The organism is Acinetobacter sp. YH12095, from assembly GCF_013419245.1.
Taxonomy (GTDB): Bacteria; Pseudomonadota; Gammaproteobacteria; order Pseudomonadales; family Moraxellaceae; genus Acinetobacter; species Acinetobacter towneri.
This window is the reverse complement of record NZ_VPAL01000001.1, coordinates 113,416-131,995: the sequence shown is the minus strand read 5'-3', so window position 1 is coordinate 131,995 and position 18,580 is coordinate 113,416. Positions and strand designations below refer to the sequence as shown.

General features: G+C 42.6%; 17 protein-coding genes. 10 read left to right on the top strand and 7 right to left on the bottom strand.

Features of this window, described 5'->3' with window-relative positions; translation table 11 throughout:
• The first annotated feature begins 90 nt into the window (after positions 1-90).
• The 6 genes from rpoD to FTU35_RS00600 all read left to right on the top strand — a co-directional run bounded on the left by rpoD (position 91) and on the right by FTU35_RS00600 (position 6,650).
• Positions 91-1,977 (top strand): RNA polymerase sigma factor RpoD, encoded by a 1,887-nt coding sequence (rpoD, locus tag FTU35_RS00625; protein WP_180050603.1) that lies wholly within the window; start codon positions 91-93, stop codon positions 1,975-1,977.
• Positions 1,978-2,090: 113 nt separating this feature from the next.
• Positions 2,091-2,384, top strand: a complete 294-nt coding sequence (locus FTU35_RS00620; protein WP_019837061.1) for a YbeD family protein — start codon at positions 2,091-2,093, stop codon at positions 2,382-2,384.
• Between the two features lie 152 nt (positions 2,385-2,536).
• On the top strand, positions 2,537-3,193 hold the full coding sequence (gene lipB, locus FTU35_RS00615; RefSeq protein WP_004972253.1) for a lipoyl(octanoyl) transferase LipB: 657 nt from the start codon (positions 2,537-2,539) through the stop codon (positions 3,191-3,193).
• A 75-nt stretch (positions 3,194-3,268) separates the two neighbouring features.
• Positions 3,269-3,802 carry a hypothetical protein gene (locus FTU35_RS00610; RefSeq protein WP_179991148.1) on the top strand — a complete coding sequence of 178 codons (534 nt, stop codon included), beginning with the start codon at positions 3,269-3,271 and terminating at the stop codon, positions 3,800-3,802.
• A 1-nt stretch (position 3,803) separates the two neighbouring features.
• Positions 3,804-4,988 carry an iron-containing alcohol dehydrogenase gene (locus FTU35_RS00605; RefSeq protein ID WP_096901030.1) on the top strand — a complete coding sequence of 395 codons (1,185 nt, stop codon included), beginning with the start codon at positions 3,804-3,806 and terminating at the stop codon, positions 4,986-4,988.
• Positions 4,989-5,255: 267 nt separating this feature from the next.
• Positions 5,256-6,650: an APC family permease gene (locus FTU35_RS00600; protein WP_004972258.1), complete on the top strand. Its 1,395-nt coding sequence runs from the start codon at positions 5,256-5,258 to the stop codon at positions 6,648-6,650.
• A gap of 194 nt (positions 6,651-6,844) precedes the next feature.
• On the opposite strand, the gene FTU35_RS00595 is transcribed toward FTU35_RS00600, so the two are convergent.
• The 7 genes from FTU35_RS00595 to rplU form a co-directional block, all read right to left on the bottom strand.
• Positions 6,845-7,324, bottom strand: coding sequence for a tRNA (cytidine(34)-2'-O)-methyltransferase (locus FTU35_RS00595; RefSeq protein ID WP_004972260.1), 480 nt, complete (start codon positions 7,322-7,324; stop codon positions 6,845-6,847).
• A 92-nt stretch (positions 7,325-7,416) separates the two neighbouring features.
• Positions 7,417-8,787 carry a siroheme synthase CysG gene (gene cysG / locus FTU35_RS00590; RefSeq protein ID WP_179991149.1) on the bottom strand — a complete coding sequence of 457 codons (1,371 nt, stop codon included), beginning with the start codon at positions 8,785-8,787 and terminating at the stop codon, positions 7,417-7,419.
• Between the two features lie 63 nt (positions 8,788-8,850).
• Positions 8,851-10,122 (bottom strand): serine--tRNA ligase, encoded by a 1,272-nt coding sequence (serS, locus tag FTU35_RS00585; protein WP_004972265.1) that lies wholly within the window; start codon positions 10,120-10,122, stop codon positions 8,851-8,853.
• A 120-nt stretch (positions 10,123-10,242) separates the two neighbouring features.
• A complete protein-coding gene (locus tag FTU35_RS00580) occupies positions 10,243-11,040 on the bottom strand; it encodes an RsiV family protein (RefSeq protein ID WP_180050600.1) in 798 nt (265 codons plus the stop codon).
• A gap of 455 nt (positions 11,041-11,495) precedes the next feature.
• On the bottom strand, positions 11,496-12,194 hold the full coding sequence (gene lolA / locus FTU35_RS00575; RefSeq protein WP_179990204.1) for an outer membrane lipoprotein chaperone LolA: 699 nt from the start codon (positions 12,192-12,194) through the stop codon (positions 11,496-11,498).
• 230 nt (positions 12,195-12,424) lie between these two features.
• On the bottom strand, positions 12,425-12,679 hold the full coding sequence (gene rpmA, locus FTU35_RS00570) for a 50S ribosomal protein L27 (protein WP_004760935.1): 255 nt from the start codon (positions 12,677-12,679) through the stop codon (positions 12,425-12,427).
• Between the two features lie 19 nt (positions 12,680-12,698).
• Positions 12,699-13,010: a 50S ribosomal protein L21 gene (gene rplU, locus FTU35_RS00565; protein WP_004972275.1), complete on the bottom strand. Its 312-nt coding sequence runs from the start codon at positions 13,008-13,010 to the stop codon at positions 12,699-12,701.
• Between the two features lie 472 nt (positions 13,011-13,482).
• Between rplU and sdsA the strand changes: the two genes are divergently transcribed.
• From sdsA to FTU35_RS00545, 4 genes are all read left to right on the top strand, one after another.
• On the top strand, positions 13,483-14,460 hold the full coding sequence (sdsA, locus tag FTU35_RS00560; RefSeq protein ID WP_179991151.1) for an All-trans-nonaprenyl-diphosphate synthase: 978 nt from the start codon (positions 13,483-13,485) through the stop codon (positions 14,458-14,460).
• A 12-nt stretch (positions 14,461-14,472) separates the two neighbouring features.
• Positions 14,473-16,533 (top strand): site-specific recombinase, encoded by a 2,061-nt coding sequence (locus FTU35_RS00555; RefSeq protein ID WP_154320983.1) that lies wholly within the window; start codon positions 14,473-14,475, stop codon positions 16,531-16,533.
• 142 nt (positions 16,534-16,675) lie between these two features.
• Positions 16,676-17,293 (top strand): phosphatase PAP2 family protein, encoded by a 618-nt coding sequence (locus FTU35_RS00550; RefSeq protein WP_004972280.1) that lies wholly within the window; start codon positions 16,676-16,678, stop codon positions 17,291-17,293.
• Between the two features lie 21 nt (positions 17,294-17,314).
• A complete protein-coding gene (locus tag FTU35_RS00545) occupies positions 17,315-18,577 on the top strand; it encodes an efflux RND transporter periplasmic adaptor subunit (RefSeq protein WP_180064424.1) in 1,263 nt (420 codons plus the stop codon).
• Positions 18,578-18,580: the final 3 nt, after the last annotated feature.

Below are 18,580 nucleotides of genomic sequence, written 5' to 3'. Positions count from 1 at the left end.
TTGATTGATCAATTCACCCCCTATTTAAAGCGAATTGTGCTATCATGCACGGTTTTTCACTGCCACAGATTCAACGAAGAGTAAGCAAAGATGAGCGATATGAATTCCCCTACTTCGCAAGTAGCGGCTCTGATTAGCCGAGGCAAAGAGCAAGGTTACCTAACTTACGCTGAGGTTAACGATCATCTCCCGGACTCAATCACAGAAAGCGAGCAGATTGAAGACATTATTCAAATGCTTCAAGACGTCGGTATTCCTGTGCATGAACGTGCGCCTGAATCTGATGATGCAATGTTCGAGGATAATGCGGAAGCTGCCGACGAAGTTGCTGAAGAAGAAGCTGCAGCGGTACTTGCCTCTGTAGAAAATGAGCCTGGTCGCACCACAGACCCTGTGCGTATGTATATGCGTGAAATGGGTACGGTTGAGCTGTTAACGCGTGAAGGTGAAATTAGCATTGCGAAACGTATTGAAGAAGGGATTCGCGATGTACTTCACTCGATTGCCTACTGGCCAAACGCAGTGCAAGTGGTACTGCAAGAATATAAAGATTATGAAGCAGGCGAACGTCGCCTTGCCGATATTTTATCAGGTTATTTAGACCCTGAAACCGATGAAGAAATTCCAGAAGTTTTAGAAGACGAAGCCGAGTTAGACAAAGAAGAAGACACCAGCAACAAACCAACCAAAGACGTCAAACTTGATGATGACGATGAGGAAGAAGAAGCTGAAGCCGAAGAAGAATCTGAAGCAGATTCAGGTCCAGACCCAGAAATTGCAAGAATGCGTTTTGGTGAATTGGAACAGGCTTATCTTGCAAAAATTGCTGCCATTGAAAAACATGGTCGTGAAAGTGCCGAAGCTCAAGAGGCTTTAGAAGCTTTAGCGACTGTATTCATGATGTTTAAATTTACGCCACGTTTATTCGATATTATTTCGGAAATGATTCGTGGTACACATGAACAAATTCGTACTGCTGAACGTGAAGTGATGCGTTATGCGGTGCGTCGTGGTCGTATGGATCGTACTCAATTCCGTACCTCATTCCCAGGTCAGGAATCTAACTTTGCTTGGTTAGACGAGCACATTGCCAAAGCACCTGCCGACCAAAAAGGCTATTTGGAAAAAGTACGTCCAGATATTTTGGCGTTCCAACAAAAAATTGCCGACATTGAAAAAGAGTTAGGCTTAGATGTTAAAGGCATCAAAGAAATTTCTAAGCGTATGGCAGTAGGCGAAGCCAAAGCCCGTCGTGCGAAGAAAGAAATGGTTGAAGCCAACTTGCGTCTGGTTATTTCGATTGCAAAAAAATACACCAACCGTGGTTTACAATTCCTAGACTTGATTCAGGAAGGTAACATCGGCTTGATGAAAGCGGTAGACAAGTTCGAATACCGTCGTGGTTATAAGTTCTCGACTTATGCAACATGGTGGATTCGTCAGGCGATTACCCGTTCTATTGCCGACCAAGCGCGTACCATTCGTATTCCAGTACACATGATCGAAACCATTAACAAGATCAACCGTGTATCGCGTCAATTGCTTCAGGAAATGGGTCGTGAACCGACTCCAGAAGAATTAGGCGAACGCTTGGAAATGGATGAAGTTAAAGTTCGTAAAGTTCTGAAAATTGCCAAAGAGCCGATTTCTATGGAAACGCCAATTGGTGATGATGAAGATTCACATTTGGGTGACTTCATTGAGGACAGCAACATCACCTCACCTGTTGATGCGGCAACCTCTGAAGGCTTAAAAGAAGCGACTCGTGAAGTGCTTGAAAACTTGACTGAACGTGAAGCCAAAGTTCTGAAAATGCGTTTTGGTATTGATATGCCAACCGATCATACTTTGGAAGAAGTTGGGAAGCAGTTTGATGTGACCCGTGAACGTATCCGTCAGATTGAAGCCAAAGCCTTACGTAAACTTCGTCACCCTTCTCGTTCTGAACACTTACGCTCGTTCTTGGAAAATGACTAAGATTGCTGCATAAATGAGCTATTGAAATTTTTAAATTCAGCCTCATTTATTCAACAAGACAAAAAACGCCTGCCCTATGCAGGCGTTTGATATAGAGATAGAGACACACGCTTATGACGTTATTCAACCGTACCCCATCTCGTGAACTACAAGAGCATCTTTGGGTGTTTCCAATGGATTACCCAATTAAACTCATTGGTGACGCGGGTGATGAACTGCGTATTGCTGTGGTTGAAATTTTAGTGAAGCACTTCCCTGAGTTTGATGCACAAAGCATCAGCATTACCCCATCACGCACAGGCAAGTATCATTCAATTACAGCACAATTGCGTTTTGAAGAATTGGAACAAGTGCATGCCATTTATGCAGATTTGGCAGCTTGCCCACTGATTAAAACTGCATTGTAATTTTGTAGATTGATTTTCAAATAACACGCTTTCGGGCGTGTTTTTTGTTTCTGCGCTGCCAAAATCTTATTCAATCCACAAATCCCCTACAGCCGCCACATTTTCGTATAATAAAATCAATTTCTTGCTTTTATGGATAGGACTGCATCACTGTGGATACTGCACAACGGCCAAACCTGATTATTCGTCAATATCATGACCTGACTGACTATCAAGCTCGCTTTCAGGAAATGAAAGACTGGACTGAACAACGTGATGCAGACAGCCCTGACCAACTCTGGATTTTGCAACATCCGAATGTACTGACCCAAGGGCAAGCAGGCAAAGCCGAACATATTTTAATGGCGACAGATATTCCTGTGGTACAGACTGATCGTGGTGGTCAAGTCACATGGCATGGCCCAGGCCAATTGGTCGCCTACTTCATGTTTGACCTGAACCGTTTAGGCTGGAATGTCCGCACTTTGGTATCTTATGCTGAAAACTTGATGATTGAGCTGCTTAAAAAATACGGCATTGAAGCCTATGCCAAAGCCGATGCACCGGGGGTATATGTCAATGAACGGAAAATTGGCTCACTTGGTTTTAAAATTCGTAAAGGCCGTAGTTATCATGGTTTAGCCCTTAATATTGATTGTGACTTGACTGGTTTTCAAAGTATCAACCCTTGCGGCTATGCAGGTTTGGAAATGGTACGTGTGATGGATTTAGTCAATGACTATCCACATTTTGAAAACTTCTGCGCAGATATCATTGAAACTTTACAAAACAGCGGTTACTTTAATGACGTTCAAGTCATTCACGTATAAATGGCTTTCTTTTCAATAAGAAATAAAATAGAGTATTTACTCTAAATAATGATTTATAACACAGGGATTCAGCGCGTGATTTCAACTAAATCTGTGAAACCCGCTTTGCAACTGGCCTATGTCAAACTCATGATGGATGTGATTGGCAGAGGTTTAGTCATGGCAAGTCAGGTCGATGAAGAAATTAAACAAGAAGTTGCCAAATTTCCCAGCAACTTTGTGTTGTCTATGAAAGTTTTTCCGAATGGTCCAGCCTTTGTTGCCAAAGTCACTGCAGATCATCAATTAGAACTGTTACAGAATACGGCACAAAAACCCGATTTAACCATTACCTTTAAACACTTAAATCATGCATTTTTAGTGTTTTCATTTCAGGAAAGTACCGCACAGGCCTTTGCGCATGACCGCATGATTGCCGATGGTGATGTGTCTTATGCAATTCGCTTGGTACGTTGCCTGAACAAAATGGAAGCACTGATCTTGCCTAAATTACTGGCAGAACTGGCGGTAAAACAATATCCGACTGAACTCAGCTTAAAAGAAAAACTATCAGGTGCAGCCAGTATCTATCTAAAAGTTGCCCAATCTTATTTCAAACGGAGTGCATAACATGGCGAAGCCTTATTACGAATTTTTTTGCCCAGTCAAAGTCATTGCAGGTCATGCCGCGCTTGAACATATTCCGTTTGAATTGGCGACACTCGGTTCGCAGCGCCCAATGATCATTACCGACAAAGGCGTGCGTTCCAACAATTTGCTTGCACCGATTGAAGCGGCTTTTGAATCTACCGATGCCGTGATTGGCTATGTTTTTGATGATGTCCCGCAAGATTCAAGTGTGGCGACAGTTCGCCGTGCTGCGCAGTTGTACCGCGAAAACAACTGTGATGCCATTATCGCGGTGGGTGGCGGTTCAGTCATTGACACCTCTAAAGCCACCAATATTTTAGTCAGTGAAGGTGGTGATGACTTATTGCAATATTCAGGTGCGCATAACTTACCACGTCCACTGAAACCTTTTTTTGTGATTCCAACCACATCAGGCACAGGTTCAGAAGTGACTATGGTTGCGGTGGTATCCGACACCGAAAAGAACGTCAAAATGCCATTTGCATCGTATTACTTAATGCCACATGCAGCCATTTTAGACTCACGTATGACGCAAACTTTGCCACCACATTTAACGGCAATGACGGCTATGGATGCCATGACGCACGCCATTGAGGCTTATAGTTGCATGGCAGCCAACCCAATTTCTGATGCTTATGCTACTGCAGCAATTAAAAAAATCAGCAATAACCTGTTCAATGTATTAGACAACCCAAGCGATGAACAAGGCCGTTTGGAACTGGCACAAGCATCGACTATGGCGGGGATTGCGTTTTCAAACTCTATGGTCGGGTTGGTGCATTCCTTAGGTCATGCCTTGGGTGCTGTGGCACATTTGCCACATGGACTGTGCATGAATTTATTCTTGCCATACGTGTTGGAATACAACAAAGACGTCAATGCCGATAAAATTGCCGAGCTGCTATTACCGTTGGCAGGCGCAGACGTCTATGCGCAAACCCCTGCACATTTACGTGCCGATAAAACCATTGCGACACTCTTAGCTATTCGTGACCGCTTATATGCACTGACCAAATTGCCACGCACTTTACAAGAAACTGGTAAAGTCAGCGAAGCACAATTAGATGAAGTCGCTGAAAAAGCCCTGAACGATGGTTCGATTATTTACAACCCGAAAGAAGCCAATTTAGAAGAACTCAAAGCTATCTTAAAAAAGGCTTGGTAATTCCTACAAAATAGGCGAACATAGCCGAAAATCTAGCCTGATGTTTTTCTAAACATCGGGCTTTTCATTGGTAGACTGCTGCGTCTGATGTTTTTTCATCAATATGGCGTTTTTTCTGCTAAAAAAGAAAGCAAAGATACTGACAAGGCGCGTCATTATGGAGTAGATTGGCGCGTTTTTACTTTTTATGTAGGGGGGATTGTTCGTCTCAAACAATCCTGAACAAACATGACTGATCCTTGATCAACGATTAAGAGGATAACGCCGTTGACAAATATCTCTGGGACTCAATCGGCAGCTAAACTGCAAAAAACGCTAGGACTCTGGCACATTATTATTATTGGTTTAGCCTACATTCAACCGATGACGTTATTCGACACTTTCGGCTTAGTATCGGAAGAAAGTCATTTTCACGTACCCACATCTTATATTTTTGCACTGGTTGCCATTCTTTTAACTTCTTTAAGTTATGGTCACATGATTCGTCGTTATCCTTCTTCTGGGTCGGCGTATACCTATGCACAAAAATCGATTCATCCCAACGTTGGTTTTATGGTGGGTTGGTCATCTTGGCTAGATTATTTACTCTCGCCAATGGTCAACATCATCTTGGCGGTGATTTATCTGGAAGCCTTATTCCCTGATGTGAATCACTGGATTTGGGTGGTGGTACTCACGGCATTTATGACGGGTGTCAACTTGCGTGGCGCGCGTTTTGTCGCCAACTTTAACAGTATGATCGTTTTGGTACAGTTGGTGGTCATTGGCGTATTTACATGGATGATGTACACCAAACTTCAGGCAGGCTTCAATGCCGATGGTCCAATTACTGCCGAGCAACGTTATCAGTTATGGAGCTTAGAACCTTTCTGGAATGAACTTACTTCGGTAGGCGCATTGATTACAGGTGCAACCCTACTCTGCTTCTCATTTACAGGTTTTGACTCACTCAGCTCACTTGCAGAAGAAACCAAAGACACTGAAAAAACCTTACCGAAGGCAATGTTCTTAACTGCGCTAATTGCGGGTGTAATTTTTATTGTCAGCACCTATTTCATGCAGATTTTCTTCCCAAATGAACCGGGCAGCTACTTTAAAAATATTGCAGAAACGCAGCCAGAAATTCTGCTCTTGGTAGGCGGCTCGCTGTTCCAGTCTTATGTGCTTGCCTTTGCTATTGTAACGGTAATGGCATCTGGTATTTCGGCTCATGCAGGCGTTTCGCGTTTAATGTACGTGATGGGTCGTGATGGCGTGATTAACAAAAAAATCTTTGGTCATATCAGCCCACGTAGCTATACACCTTCATACAATATTTTAATTGTAGGTGCTGTGGCGTTAACTGCTGGTTTTATGAACTTGGATTTTGTCATTTCATTAATCAGTTTTGGTGCCCTCACCGCATTTAGCTTTGTGAATTTATCGGTGATTTCACGTTACGCGCTACGTGATGGTCGTACCAAAGGCTTTAAAGACCTTCTCAATTTTGTGATCGTACCGTTGTGCGGCTTTATTGCAGTCTTTGCTTTATGGCTCGAAGTCGATGAAACTTCATTGAAGTATGGCTTATGGTGGGCAATGTTTGGGGTTTTATACCTCGGTTATAAAACCAAAGGCTTTAAACACCCTGCTCCGCAGCACAATGAGTTTGATGATCGCTAAGACAAATAGCATCACAACTTTAAGATCAGGCGCTTTATGCGCCTTTTCTTATGCCTCAAATGGATTGCAGCGTTAAATCAGCAAAATAGCGAAAACAAAAAAGCTGAGTACAGTTTTGTCTCAGCTTTTTATCTATCAATTGTACGCATTGATGCTAAAGATCGCATTAAATTTGAAATGAATTGATGCTCAAATTAGAGCAATGCTTTAAAACCTTGCTGACGCCATGCCTCATACACAATCACAGCCGTTGCATTGGACAAGTTTAAACTACGTGAGTTTTCTGCCATGGGTAAACGAATCCAGTGCTGCTGCGGAAACAACATGCGTACGGCTTCTGGCAAACCGCGTGTTTCAGGCCCCATCAACAAGGCAACAGGTCGGTTTAAATCCGAAGTATGTGGTGTTTCTGTGCCTTTGGTGGTTAATGGATAAATCGCATCTAAACCCACGCCTTTGCTGTCTAAATCAGCCAAGCATTGCTCAAGATTGTCCCAAATCTGCATACGTGCCCATTCGTGATAATCCAAACCTGCACGTTTCAGCTTTTTATCATCCAACTCAAAACCTAATGGCTTAATCAAATGTAATTGCGCACCTGTATTGGCACACAAACGAATGATATTTCCTGTATTGGCTGGAATTTCAGGCTCATATAAAACAACGTGGATCACAAATTTTCTCTACTTTTCACAATCCCTCCCCAGCTCCCTTTAGAAAATGTAGGAACTCCCCTCTTTTTAAAAGAGGGGTTGGGGGAGATTCATTACCATTTCAACTGTTCACGTAAATTGACCACTTCACCAATAATGGTCAAGGTAGGCGCCTGAATGTGGTGCTGTGCGACTTTACTGGCAATATCCGCCAACGTCCCCACCACCACTTTTTGTTCAGGTGTCGTGCCTTTAGAAATTAAGGCGACAGGCATATCCGCCCGTTGTCCATGTGCAATCAGTTTTTCACAAATGCTTTCTAAGCCAACCAAGCCCATATACAGCACCAAAGTTTGCTGTTCATACACCAATTCTGACCACGGCAATTCAGGCGAACCTTCTTTTAAATGTCCAGTAAGAAAACGCACACTTTGCGCATAATCTCGATGAGTCAGTGGAATACCAGCATAAGCCGAACAGCCCGAGGCTGCGGTGATGCCCGGTACGACCTGAAATGACACACCTGCTTCATACAATTCTTGAATTTCTTCACCGCCACGCCCAAAAATAAAGGGATCACCGCCTTTTAAACGACAGACACGTTTACCCGCTTGTGCGTATTTGACCAATAAGGCATTAATGCCTTCCTGCGGCACGGCATGATTGGAACGTGCTTTGCCGACATAAACTTTTTCGGCATCACGGCGGCACAACTCCAAAATGGGAGCAGACACCAAACGGTCATAAATCACCACATCGGCTTGCTGCATTAAACGCAGTGCTTTTAAAGTCAATAATTCAGGATCACCAGGGCCTGCACCCACTAAATAGACTTCACCTTTTGGCGTGTCCCATTCAGCCAAAGCTTGTTGGATGCTTTGATTAGCAGCCTCAAGATTGTCATTGAACACCTGTTCTTTCAGGGGACTCGCATAGAGTTCCTCCCAAAAAATACGGCGCTCATCTGGATTGACAATTTTCTGTTTTACTGCGGCACGCCACTGACCTGAAAACTCTGCCAGTTTGCCCATACCATGCGGAATGGTACTTTCCAGTTGTGTACGAATTTGACGTGACAATACAGGCGATGTGCCATTACTCGCGACTGAAATCACCAAAGGCGAACGGTCAATGATGGCAGGCACCATAAAACGGCAATGTGGTGGATCATCAACACTATTGACCAGCACATTTTCGGCTTCGCAAGCTGCAAAAACTTGCTGATTGACCAAATTGTTATCCGTTGCAGCAATCACCAAACGATAGTGACGTAACGCAGTAGATGGACTAAAAACATCCTGTACATACTGCCCCTGACTTTGTTGCACCAGTTGCAATAAATTGACATCAATTTCAGGGGCAAGCACATCAACTTTTGCGCCCGCTTTAGCCAGTAACACCGCTTTGCGATAAGCAATATGCCCACCGCCCACAATCAGACAAGGTTGCTGCTGCAACTTTAACGAGATTGGAAAAATATCCACACTAAACCTCAATATTTAAATCTGATTGTAAGCAATTTCATCCTAAGTCGACCTGCACTCAACTTAGTCAATAAACTCTAAACCGCCCATGTACGGACGTAATACTGCAGGAATTTCAATCGAACCATCGGCACGTTGATAGTTTTCCATAACAGCCAATAAAGTACGTCCTACCGCCAAACCTGAACCGTTTAATGTATGCACAAATTCAGTTTTCTTTTGGTCGGCACGGTAGCGTGCTTTCATACGGCGTGCCTGAAAATCACCCATATTCGAGCATGATGAAATTTCACGGTAAGTGTTTTGACTTGGCACCCAAACTTCTAAGTCATAGGTTTTGGTTGCGCCAAAGCCCATATCGCCACCACATAGAATAATTTTACGGTACGGTAAACCAAGTGCCTGCAAAATACCTTCTGCATGTCCAGTCAATTCTTCTAAAGCCTGCATTGAGGTTTCTGGTTTTACAATCTGCACCATTTCGACTTTATCAAATTGGTGTTGGCGGATTAAACCACGAGTATCGCGACCATAAGAACCTGCTTCGCTACGGAAACAAGGGGTATGCGCTGCATATTTTAATGGCAAGCGTTCAGGGTCAATGATTTCATCACGCACAAAGTTGGTTACTGGAACTTCGGCAGTTGGAATTAGATAGTATTCTTTTTCACCTTGTAATTTGAACAAATCTTCTTCAAATTTAGGCAGCTGACCTGTACCACGCAATGAATCTGCATTGACCAAATACGGCACATACGCTTCGGTATAACCATTTTGAACAGTATGTGTATCTAACATGAACTGTGTAATTGCACGTTGTAAACGTGCCAATGGCCCTTTTAAAACACTAAAACGAGAACCTGTTAATTTGGTTGCAGTTTCAAATTCCAAACCACCCATTATTTCGCCAAGGTCGGTATGATCTTTAATTTCAAAATCAAACTGGCGTGGTGTGCCCCATTTCAATACTTCTACATTATCAGCTTCGTCTTTACCTTCAGGCACAGACTCATCTGGCAAGTTTGGAATAGACAATGATTTAGCTTCTAACTCATCTTGCAACTCTGCCAAAGCCACTTCAGCGGCTTTGATTTCATCGCCAATAGCAGCCATACGCGCCATAATTTCAGAAGCATCACCACCTGCTTTTTTAATCTGACCGACTTGTTTTGCGCCCGAATTACGCTCTGCCTGTAATGCTTCGGTTTTAGATTGCAATTCTTTACGACGTGCTTCAAGTGCTGCCCACTCTGCCACATCTAATTGCACACCACGTTTTGCCAAGGCTAAATTTACAGCCTCAATATTATTTCTGAGTAATTTCGGGTCAATCATAGCCAATCTTGGAATAAGAAAAAAACTGGCTATAGTGTAAGCGCTTCGGGTTAAAAAATACAGTAACCCGATTCACGGCTGCACCTTATTACAGCAATCTCTGCGTATTTTTGTGCAATTTTATTGGCGAGGATACTGCGGCAAACTTGGCAAATATTCAGGCTTAATTAATTTTTCCGTCGCATAGTAAGGCAGAATCAACTCAGGCATACCTTCTGCATAAGATGCTAATTCATACAACGGATAGACAAAGACCAAACCTTTAGCGCCATAATAAAAATTATCGCTCAATTTAAACTTTTCACGGGAAATATCATGTTCATTTAACCAATTATAATTATGGTTAAACAATTCTTCGGTCATTTTGGCTTCCGTATTGGGCAGCATAATATCTTGCAACGCCAAACGCTTTTTCTGTTTTAAATCAAAAGTCACAAATTCTTGGTGATGGATACCATGCGCCGCACCCGCAGGGTAACTGTAGCTTTGCAAACTAAACGTCGCTAAATTGGCATGTTGCCCGATATATCGCACATAGCTTGAACTCTGACTCAGCCGCATAGGATCAGTTTCTTCTACCTTTGGCGTTGCAGTTGATGCCGCAGCTTTTGAAAATGCAATTGGGTCTGCCTTTTGCAAGCGCTGCATAAAATATTCATCAATCCACGCCACATTGGTTTTTACCGTCTGAATATCGTAAGCAGTACAACCACCTTCATCACAAATTTGCTGTTGTGGCAATTTAAGCGCCACCACTTTAGCTTGAATCACAGGAATATCAGCTGCGATAGATGCAGGCGCAGCTTGCTCTGCTTCGGTTTTAGAAGTTGCCTCACTCTTTGGCTGACATGCAGTCAATAGCAATACTGAACTTAAAGCGACAGCACCCAAAAACACCTGTGATTTTAAATATTGCATTAAATTCCCCTCAGCCACGATTCACAAAGTCTAATGATTTGAAATGCAAGCCTGCACAAATCTTGCGATAAAATTGCTTCAATTGAATTAGTCAAGACTATAGATAACTCTTGCTGTTCAATCCTAGAGCAGTTGTGTAACGGAATAATCGGTGGATAAAACTGTTTAAAATTACTACTCAAATTTTTGCGTGATTATTTTTATTTTTTCATTATAAATCAAAATTTTGATAACAAATCCTTAATATAAAATAATGATCTGTGATGACTCAATCTATATCCCGCATACTGCAAAATATGAATTATCCCGAGATTTATCCACAGAAATTGTGGATTTCTCAGGAAGAATATTCAAATAAATTTCCGCTATGCTGAAGCTGAAAACCTTCTCCCTGTGGGAGAAGGCTAGAAAGGGATAGCAAATTATGCTTTTAAAAGAACGTATAAAACATTCAATTATTGATCAATAATGTCCGTGCCTTTTGGCGGCGTGAAATTAAAAGTCGATGCAGGAATTTTGGCATTGACTTTCACATTGTTAAAACGCACATGCGTGGTTTGTCCCAATGAATCCTGCAAAATCATTAAGGTTGGCGCGTTACGTGCACCAAAACTAATGGTTAAACTTTGAAATACGCCATCATCACTTTTTGGGTATAAGGTGTAATAAGTCTTTGACTTATTCGGCTGGGTCACACGATACGACTGCATGATTTGATTGGTATTGCCCGAAAGCAACAACGCAGGCGTATTTGCCACTTGATCATCTAGGCTTTGGCGTACAGCTTGTTGTAAGTCTGGGTCATAAATCCATACGGTTTTACCCGTAGTCACAATTGTTTGTTTGGCTGGACTGGTGGTTTCCCAAAAGAATTTACCCGGACGCTCAACTTTCATAACCCCTTTAAAATTCTGGTTCATGTGCTGTGCCGATAAACCACGGTTTGGCAAAGCCTTGCCATTGTTGCTAACTTTTGTGGTTTGCTCAAAATTGGCGGTAAAACTTTTAATACCATTCAATTGTTTAACAAGGTTTGCTGTCGCTTGTTGCTCCGATGCTGCCACTGGCGCAGCAAACACTGTAGTACTCATGATTGGCGCCAAAGTGGTTGCACCCAATGCCACAGCACACATCGTTTTACGAAGCATATTCATAGATTCACCTTTTTATATTTGCTCAATCGCAATGTTTTGGATGTCCCATCTTAAACCAATTTCTGGCGCTAATATGATAGAAAATAAGAAGTTTTGTATGCTTATTAATATAAAATGTAGAAATTTATCCATCATGATGAAGAACTAAAAGTTATCCTTTGACCCTAATTTTCCATCATACAAGCATAAAAAAACCCACAATCACTTGTGGGTTTTTTCACTATTTCAGCTTACGCTTCAACAGATACGTAGCGACGGCCAAATTGACCTTTCACTTCGAATTTTACTACGCCGTCAGCAGTAGCAAATAAAGTATGGTCACGGCCCATACCTACGTTTGCACCAGCGTGGAATTCTGTACCACGTTGACGAACGATGATGTTACCAGCAGTTACAGTTTGACCACCGTAAACTTTAACACCTAACATCTTAGGATTCGAATCACGACCGTTCTTAGTCGATCCACCGGCTTTTTTAGTTGCCATGTCTATTTACTCCTAGTGATTAGCCTGCAATACCAGTAATTTTCAACTCGGTAAACCATTGACGGTGACCTTGTTGCTTACGGTAGTGTTTACGACGACGCATTTTAACAATACGGATTTTGTCGTGACGACCATGACCAACCACTTCTGCAGTTACTTTAGCGCCAGCAACAACTGGAGCACCGATTTGAACGTTGTCACCGTTTACAACCATTAATACGTCATCAAACGTAATAGTTGCGCCAGTTTCAGCTTTCAATAATTCAACTTTAAGGGTTTCACCCTCAACAACACGGTGCTGTTTACCACCGCTTTGGATTACTGCGTACATAATGTACTCCAAACATGCCCGTGTCGTCGTGCCGATAAAGGGATATATCGATCTTAAAACGAACGCCACTGGGGGTTATTCAAGGGCAAAGATTTTAAGCGATATTCGCACAAACAACAAGCCATTTACGGCAATTATTGCACAACAAGGTTGATTATTTAATACCCAGCCGCGTAAATGACTTTCTGCAGCCTCATCCATATTCAATGGATCAATCAATACAGACAGATTGTGTTGGCGTAAACTGCTGTGCTTGTTAAAATCAGGCCCAACTTGAGCAAATAACTGAATTTACCCACAAAGTTATTGACTTCGTTTTCTAGTAGAATTAACAATTACAGCATTTGGCAGGTGCCTAACTATTGCATTCATTGCGTTATTTTCGCAGACTTAAGCAGTTTTCTTGGCTGTAACATAAGTTACAACTGATTCAACTAAGTTGTCATTCAATATTATTGAGGTTTCTCTTCACATGACCATCGACTTTAAGCAAGACATTCTCGCCCCTGTTGCTTCTGATTTTGCCGCGATGGATACATTTATTAATGAAGGGATTACCTCTAAAGTCGCGTTAGTGATGGCGGTTAGTAAGCATGTGGTCGAAGCTGGCGGTAAGCGCATGCGTCCAATTATGTGCTTACTTGCTGCCAAAGCTTGTGGTGCAGAAGATTTAGAGCGTCAACGTAAACTGGCTGCAATTATTGAAATGCTGCATACCGCAACTTTGGTGCATGATGATGTGGTGGATGAGTCTGGTTTACGTCGTGGTCGACCTACTGCTAACGCCACTTGGAATAACCAAACAGCGGTTTTAGTCGGTGACTTTTTAATCTCCCGCGCCTTTGACTTATTGGTCGATTTAAACGATTTGGTATTGCTAAAAGACTTTTCTACAGGGACTTGTGAAATTGCCGAAGGTGAAGTTTTACAATTACAGGCACAGCATCAACCTGACACTACAGAACAAATTTATTTAGACATTATTCACGGCAAAACTTCACGTTTATTTGAACTTGCCACTGAAGGTGCAGCAATTTTAACAGGCACGCCACAGTACCGTGAGCCGTTGCGTTTATTTGCAGGACACTTTGGCAATGCCTTCCAAATTATTGATGATATTTTAGATTACACATCAGACGCTGAAACATTAGGTAAAAATATTGGCGATGATTTAATGGAAGGCAAACCAACTTTGCCTTTAATCTCTGCATTAAGAAATACCACTGGCAAACAACATCAAATTATTCGTCGCAGTATTGCGACAGGTGGTACTTCTGACCTCGATCAGGTTATTGCCATTGTGCAGTCCTCTGGCGCTCTCGATTATTGCCGCCAACGTGCCACAGAAGAAACAGAAGCCGCTATTGCCGCTTTAGAAGCACTGCCAGACTCGGAGTATCGTCAGGCCTTAAAGAATTTAGCCTTATTGGCTTTACATCGCATTCAATAATTTAAGCAGCTTATGCATATAAAACTCAACGATTTATTTAGAAAAATGCAAGAACAGCTGGATACACCAAAAGCTGTTCTGGATGAAAATCTGCTGATTGAACTGGTCAATCGTATCCGTCCAAGTGACACTCAAGATTTAGAAGAAACTCATCAAAAGTTTCAAGCTTTCTTACAAGCCTTGCTGCTGACACCCGATGCCAGCTCAACCTTGCAACATTTTGTTTTACGTCTAATCAATCAATACAAACAAACCAGTTTATATGCCGACACGGGAATTTTATCGCTCGATGGTTTTTGGAATCAGTTGTTTCAGCGTTTGGGCGCGCACTTTTTACCGCTGATTAATGATGAAAGCCAACTGCAAGATTTAGTCCGTCGAGTTTTTCCACTACGTAGTGATAAATACTGGCTCGACAATATTGAAGATACCGAATGGCAGCAATTATTTACTTTACTGAATCGCGGACATGGTGGACAAACGCAAAAACGCCTGATTCGCAGTGAAATTATTAAAGCCCTGACAGTGTTGTCGTATCGGGTCAGTGGCATTGGTTTGTATCCTGAATTTATTAATGCCTACCCTGAACTGAGTGAATATGATTCACCTTTTTTGGCACAAAACCGTGAAATCAACGAATTTATTCAGCTTTATAAAGTTGCCGATCAACAACACGATCAAATCAGTGCCATTCAACCACCCGATGCCTCTCAAGCTTTGGTGATGATTGACCAATGTCATGATGTCAGCAGTAAAATTCGTCGTGCCACCAAACGAACTGGCGTCAGCATCAGTCTGACCTACTTATTGTCTTTACTTGAACAATGTTTAGAGCGGATTGAACTGTTGCTGAATTTAATCGTGGCGCAAGACAAAGTCCGTTATGTTTCGGCAGGACAATTACTGGTAGATGTCACTGCGGCATTGTATAGCGAACGCAGTGTACGCTCCTTGCTTGCAGAAAACAGTGAGTTAATTGCCTTACAAGTCACTGAAAATGCCAGTAAAACGGGTGAGCATTATGTAAGTACCGACAAAGACGGCTTTTGGGGCATGTATAAAGCTGCGGCAGGTGCAGGTGTTTTAATTGCCACGATGGCGACTTTAAAAACCCTCGCCTCGCGTTTAGTGCTCGCTCCGATGATGCAGGCCATCATCAACAGCATGATTTATTCATTTGGTTTTATGCTGATTCATGTCTTGCACTTTACTGTTGCCACCAAACAACCCGCAATGACTGCTGCAGCATTGGCTTCTACGGTACAGCATCGTAAAGGCTCTAAAATGGCACAAATTGCCGAACTTGCTGCCTTAATTATTAATATTATCCGCACGCAGTTCGTCGCCATTTTGGGCAATATCTCGATTGCCATTCCAGTCGCAGCCTTAATTGCTTTTAGTTGGGATGCCATGTTGCATGAACCGTTGATGTCACATGCCAAAGCATCCAATATGCTGCACGACTTGAATCCGTTTACTTCACTTGCCATTCCACATGCCGCCATTGCAGGGGTATTTTTATTTCTGTCTGGTTTGATTGCAGGTTATTTCGATAACATGGCCGTGTATCGTAAAGTCGGGCCACGCCTAAAAGCCCATCTGCATTTAAAAAAGCTACTCGGGCAAGAACGTCTCAATATATTTGCCAATTATATAGAACGAAACTTAGGGGCTTTGGCAGGTAATTTCCTGTTCGGGATTATGCTCGGCAGTACCGCCACACTGGGTTATATTTTGGGTTTACCGATTGATATTCGCCACATTGCCTTCGCTTCTGCCAACTTTATTCAGGGTTTAATGAATATTAATGGCTCACCTGAAATTGGCCTGATTATTGTGTCCTTTTTAGGCGTACTGCTAATTGGTTTAACCAACTTATTTGTCAGCTTTACTTTAACCATTATTGTGGCATTGCGTGCGCGTCGGGTACGTTTTGAACAGTGGAAACCTTTGGCAAAATTGGTGCTGACTCACTTCTTAACCCGTCCAAGTGATTTCTTTTGGCCACCGAAACAACCAATTACAGTGGATGACGATTCATCCTCAAATACTGAACGAAATGCTAAAATTTAGTGCACATTTACATTGCGCACAAAGTAACAAAAAAAGAAATTCTTCTCATTTACATTGGCTTGAAATAAAGTGTACTGACTAGTACACTTTATTCCATTCATCAACCGTGCTCAAATCGGTTAAACTTACAGGGATTTTTAGCATGCCTAAAATACTGCTTTATCTCGGTAGTTTACTATTTATAATCAGTGTGTTAGTGCTAAACATTCCAAGTTGGCAACAATTTGATGTTGCCAGTGTGGAGTTTTTAAGTACCCAGCGCACCGCACATTTGAATCAATTGGCAATCACACTTTCTGTATTAGGTGGCATGCCATTTGTATTATTTTTAACCTGCCTATGGTGTTTCTATTTGGCATGGTATAAAAAATACACAAAAATTGTTTTTATCAGTGTAGGACTGGTCGTAAGTATTGCGCTTTCATGGCTGCTCAAATACCTATTCGCGCGACCTCGCCCGCCTGAAGCATTGCATTTGGTGGAAACTTTTGGCGCATCATTTCCAAGCGCTCATAGTTTTTATGCTGCAACTTTAGGTTGTTTGGTGATTTACCTGAGTTTGCAACATCCAGCGCATAAAATTTTGTCTGTGTGCGCGTGGTTATGGATGTTGCTGATGGGCATTTCCCGTGTGTATCTGGGAGTGCACTATCCTTCAGATGTCCTCTCTGGTTGGAGCATAAGTTTTATTTGGATCACATTGTGGTATCTGTTTTGCGCTCAATATCTGCAAGACAAACCAATACATAAGTTTAGATAAAAATCTAATAGAGGTGAAAGAATGATGTCTGCAAAGCTTTGGGCTCCTGCCCTGACTGCTTGCGCATTAGCCACAAGTTTAGCACTTGTGGGTTGTAGCAAAGATCCAAAAGATGCACAGCAAGCAGGTGCAGCTCAGCAAATGCCACCGACTGAGGTTGGCGTACTGGTGGCACAGCCACAAAGCGTGGAACAGTCTGTAGAACTGTCTGGACGTACCACAGCCTTTGAAATTTCAGAAGTTCGCCCACAAACCAGTGGTGTGGTTCTGAAACGTTTATTTACCGAAGGCAGCTACGTGCGTGAGGGTCAGGCGCTTTATGAAATTGACTCACGTACCAACCGTGCCAGTCTAGACAGTAGCCGTGCAGCACTCACCCGCCAGCAAGCGCAATTGAATGTGTTACGCATTAAAGAAGGTCGTTACCGTCAGTTGGTAGGCAGCAATGCAATCTCTAAACAAGAATATGATGACATTGTGGCACAGGTAAAACTTGCCGAAGCCGATGTTGCTGCGACTCAAGCAGAAGTACGCAATGCCGAAATTAACCTAGGCTATTCGACTGTACGTGCCCCAATTTCAGGGCAAACTAACCGCTCTACTGTGACTGCAGGTGCATTGGTTACGGCTAGTCAGGCGGAACCGTTGGTGACGATTCAACGCTTAGACCCAATTTATGTAGACATCAATCAGTCCAGCGCAGAGTTACTACGTTTACGTCAGCAATTGAGTCAAGGTAGTTTAAATAGCAGCAACAACACCAAAGTAAAATTAAAACTTGAAGATGGCAGCTACTACCCTGTTGAAGGTCATTTGGCTTTTTCTGATGCCAGCGTGAACCCAGAAACAGGCACCGTGACTTTACGCGCCGTGTTCCCAAATTCAAATCATTTATTATTGCCGGGTATGTTTGCCACTGCGCAAATTGTGCAAGGTGTGATTCCTAACGCAATCTTAATTCCACAAGCTGCGATTAGCCGTACCCCAACAGGTCAAGCAATGGCAATGATTGTGAATGCCAAAGGTATTGTTGAACCGCGTCCTGTGACCACAGTTGGTACGCAAGGCAGCAACTGGATTGTGACTGAAGGTTTGCAAACTGGCGATAAAGTGATTGTCGAAGGTATTGCCAAAGTAAAACCTGAACAGCAAGTGGTCGCTAAGCCGTATCAACCGCAAGGCGCTGCTCCTCAAGCTGCACCTGCTGCACCAGCAAAATCGGGTGATGCCAAACCAGCCTCAGAAGCCCAAGCAACTGAATCAAAAGCTACTTCAAATACATAAGGA

Excerpts from the sequence above, each read along its gene's own strand:
- serS (WP_004972265.1), bottom strand. The coding sequence starts at position 10,122 with ATGATTGACCCGAAATTACTCAGAAATAATATTGAGGCTGTAAATTTA.
- sdsA (WP_179991151.1), top strand. The coding sequence starts at position 13,483 with ATGACCATCGACTTTAAGCAAGACATTCTCGCCCCTGTTGCTTCTGAT.
- FTU35_RS00620 (WP_019837061.1), top strand. The coding sequence starts at position 2,091 with ATGACGTTATTCAACCGTACCCCATCTCGTGAACTACAAGAGCATCTT.
- rplU (WP_004972275.1), bottom strand. The coding sequence starts at position 13,010 with ATGTACGCAGTAATCCAAAGCGGTGGTAAACAGCACCGTGTTGTTGAG.
- rpmA (WP_004760935.1), bottom strand. The coding sequence starts at position 12,679 with ATGGCAACTAAAAAAGCCGGTGGATCGACTAAGAACGGTCGTGATTCG.
- FTU35_RS00545 (WP_180064424.1), top strand. The coding sequence starts at position 17,315 with ATGATGTCTGCAAAGCTTTGGGCTCCTGCCCTGACTGCTTGCGCATTA.
- lolA (WP_179990204.1), bottom strand. The coding sequence starts at position 12,194 with ATGAATATGCTTCGTAAAACGATGTGTGCTGTGGCATTGGGTGCAACC.
- FTU35_RS00580 (WP_180050600.1), bottom strand. The coding sequence starts at position 11,040 with ATGCAATATTTAAAATCACAGGTGTTTTTGGGTGCTGTCGCTTTAAGT.
- FTU35_RS00550 (WP_004972280.1), top strand. The coding sequence starts at position 16,676 with ATGCCTAAAATACTGCTTTATCTCGGTAGTTTACTATTTATAATCAGT.
- FTU35_RS00605 (WP_096901030.1), top strand. The coding sequence starts at position 3,804 with ATGGCGAAGCCTTATTACGAATTTTTTTGCCCAGTCAAAGTCATTGCA.
- FTU35_RS00555 (WP_154320983.1), top strand. The coding sequence starts at position 14,473 with ATGCATATAAAACTCAACGATTTATTTAGAAAAATGCAAGAACAGCTG.
- rpoD (WP_180050603.1), top strand. The coding sequence starts at position 91 with ATGAGCGATATGAATTCCCCTACTTCGCAAGTAGCGGCTCTGATTAGC.